The following is a 3206-nucleotide window of genomic DNA, read 5'->3' on the forward strand; positions in this document are numbered from 1 at the left end:
TACACAGGTGAAAATTGCTGTAATGCTGGGGTTTTTACCATCGGAAAATTCCGTAGGCGAATTGCGTGATAGGGTCGGCAGATTGCTGACCGGACTTCATCGTAAATGGAAAAACCCCCACTACCCACTACCCACTACCCAAGCCTCCCCGTCTGCCGCAACGCCTCAAACAGAATGATCGCCGTCGCATTGGCCAGGTTCAAACTGCGTACTACTGGTGAAAAGATCGGGATGCGGATCGCCTGGTCGCCGACCGCTTCGATCATCTCTTCCGGCAACCCCATGGTTTCCTTGCCGAACACGATAAAGTCACCCGCCGTAAACTGAACTTGCGTGTAGTTCTTCTGCGCTTTTTTTGAGGTGTACCAGAATCTGCCTTCGGGGAACTCCTGTTGGAGTTGTTCAAATGAATCCCAGCGTCGCAGCTTAACATGAGGCCAGTAATCAAGACCGGCGCGACGCACCTGCTTGGCATCGATGGAGAACCCCAGCGGGCCGACCAGATGGAGCCAGCTGCCGGTCGCCGCGCACAGGCGGCCGATGTTGCCGGTATTGGGTGGAATTTCCGGTTCGATCAGGACAATATGGAAGGGTGGTGCGGAGGCTTCGTTAGCGTTTGTCATAGCTTTATTCATGTTCCAGGGTGTCGAGTACGATCTGTGCCCACTGGTTAATATTTTCCTGATAAATTTTGTGAACTTTTCCATCAACGGCACGAAATAGCCTGGATGCTTTTTGTCCGTCGATGGAGTTGTCGTAAACGTAGGTGCGATCGACGAAGCGGGCAACGACTGCACAGTTAACGATAGATTTGCTGTAGCGACTGATAATCTTTTCGATCGGTACGGTATGGCCACCTTCCGTCACCCGTTGGGCAACCCTGGCGGCATTGATGGTTGGAGAGTTGGTCCCGACGAAAAACAATCGAATAAAATAACCGGCGCGTTTGGCGCGGCGCAAAAAATCGACCTTGTTCGCAGCCGACATAACGGTTTCAAAGACCAGGCTGTTTTTTTGTTCAAGACACTGTTCGCGCATCCTGTCGGCCTGGTTGGCTGCTTTTATCGTCGCCTCGGTGGAATTCCAGTCCCCGTACACTTCCTGGGCAATATCATCCGGGTTAACATAAATACACCCTTCACCGGCGACCCACTGGTGAAGACGAAGATCTTGTGTTAATGAGGTTTTGCCGGAACCGTTCGGCCCGGCGATGACTACAATGACCGGTTGGTGCGTGGGTGGCATCAGGCAACAGCCTTCTGGACCGCATCGCGCAAACTATTCATCAAGGTTTTATGAGCTTTTTGTGCCTTTCGGGTAGCCTTTAGAGCGACATCGTAGAGCAGGGCATCCATGTTTTCCGGATCCGGCTCGACATCAGGGTTAAGCAGGTCGACAACCGGTACCTTGATTTTACGACCGGCGAAGAGATTGGCGGCCTGCTGATCGAAAAAAACAACCGGCGGTATACCAAATCTGGCAGTAAGTTTTTGAATGTGTCCTTTGGTGAGGCTTCGTTCACCGGACAGAATCAGAGAGACATAGCCTCTTGATCCGATCTCCTGGCGCAGGTCAGCGTAAGTCAGCCCACGACTTTTGATCAGGGCTTTCAGAGCAACAATCGCCGGATCTTTTGGTTTGGTCATTGAAGGTCTCCTTTGTTTACATATTGTAAACAAAGGAGCGCCGATGGTCAAGTTTGCTTTTGTCTTATAACTTCACCCACGGTCTGACCACAGATGACTTTATTGACATTGCGCTAAGGGCGATTGGTCAGCCTTGCAATGCCTGATCAAAGTCAGCGATCAGATCATCAATGTGTTCGATCCCGGCTGAGACACGGATCATGCCCGGTGTCACCCCGGCAGATAGTTGCTGCTCAGCGGTCAACTGGGAGTGGGTGGTTGAGGCCGGGTGGATGACCAGGGTTTTCGCATCACCGATGTTGGCCAGATGGCTGGCCAGTTTGACCTGGTTGATGAAATTTTTACCGGCATCAAGGCCGGCCTTGATCTCAAAGGTCAATATGGCTCCTTGCCCCTTGGGCAGGTATTGTTGCGCCCGCTCATAGTCGGGATGATTCGCCAGTCCCGGATAGTTGACGTTGGCAACCGCCGGATGATTGCTCAGCCAGGTTGCCAGTTTGAGGGCGTTTTCACAGTGGCGCGGCATGCGCACATGCAGGGTTTCCAGCCCCTGGAGTATCTGGAATGAATTAAACGGGGAGATGCACGGGCCCATATCGCGCAGCAGGGTCAGGCGCATTTTGAGGATATAGGCGAGGTTGCCCAGGGCTTCGTGGTAAACCAGACCGTGATAGCTGGGATCAGGTGTTGTAAATTCCGGGAAACGTCCACTCGACCAGTCGAAACGCCCGCTGTCCACCACCGCGCCACCGATGCTGGTACCATGACCACCGATGAACTTGGTCAGGGAATAACAGACGATATCCGCACCATGGTCGATGGGTCGGAACAGGTACGGGGTGGCAACTGTATTGTCAACAATCAGGGGCAGGCCATGTCCGTGGGCAACAGCTGCGATAGCTTCAAAATCATCAACATTGTTCTGCGGGTTGCCAAGAACTTCAATGTAAACCGCTTTGGTGTTTTTATCGATAGCTGCGGCAATGTTGGCAGGATCAGAACTGTCGACAAAACGGACAGATAAACCCATGCGTTTAAATGTATGGTTGAAGAGATTGTAGGTGCCACCGTAGAGGGCGCGGCCCGATACGATGTTGTCGCCGGATTTCGCCAGGTTCATGATGGCCAGGGTGATGGCCGCCGAGCCGGAAGCCAGCGCCAGAGCGCCGACCCCTCCATCAAGGGCTGCCAGGCGCTGTTCAAGAACATCGCTGGTCGGGTTCATCAGGCGAGTATAAATATTGCCCAGCTGTTTCAGGGAAAAAAGATCAGCGGCATGATCGGCGGAGTCAAAGGTGTAAGAAGTTGTCTGGTAAATCGGCACTGCTCGCGACCTGGTTGTCGGGTCGGGTTGCTGACCGGCATGGAGGAGCAGGGTCTCAATGGCATGGTGTGGTTGATCGGTCATGGGTCTCTCCTGACATAGTAGGTTGTTGATGATAGTTCATTGATAAGGTAGGAAAAGCATACTTAATTCTATAGCAGGCAGATGAGCAATCTGCAAGCGGAAAGCTGACCTCAGTCTCCATTCTTCATCGCGAGTTGGCAGGAACCAGGGGG

At 52.8% G+C, this 3206-nt stretch carries 4 protein-coding genes; all 4 read right to left on the minus strand.

What is annotated here, in order from left to right:
• Window positions 1-134: 134 nt before the first annotated feature.
• Complete coding sequence (locus tag AC6F7T_RS06590; protein WP_500717204.1) at window positions 135-623, minus strand: TrmH family RNA methyltransferase; 489 nt, start codon at window positions 621-623, stop codon at window positions 135-137.
• Window positions 624-627: 4 nt separating this feature from the next.
• Window positions 628-1245, minus strand: coding sequence for an ATPase (locus tag AC6F7T_RS06595; protein ID WP_191153817.1), 618 nt, complete (start codon window positions 1243-1245; stop codon window positions 628-630).
• Window positions 1245-1646, minus strand: a complete 402-nt coding sequence (locus tag AC6F7T_RS06600) for a helix-turn-helix domain-containing protein (protein WP_500717205.1) — start codon at window positions 1644-1646, stop codon at window positions 1245-1247. Before AC6F7T_RS06600 ends, AC6F7T_RS06595 begins: the two co-directional genes overlap by 1 nt.
• Before the next feature lie 127 nt (window positions 1647-1773).
• The gene (locus AC6F7T_RS06605) at window positions 1774-3054 is read right to left on the minus strand and encodes an aminotransferase class I/II-fold pyridoxal phosphate-dependent enzyme (protein WP_500717206.1); all 1281 of its coding nucleotides are present in this window, start codon (window positions 3052-3054) and stop codon (window positions 1774-1776) included.
• Between the last annotated feature and the right edge of the window lie 152 nt (window positions 3055-3206).

This window comes from Pelovirga sp. (assembly GCF_059864205.1).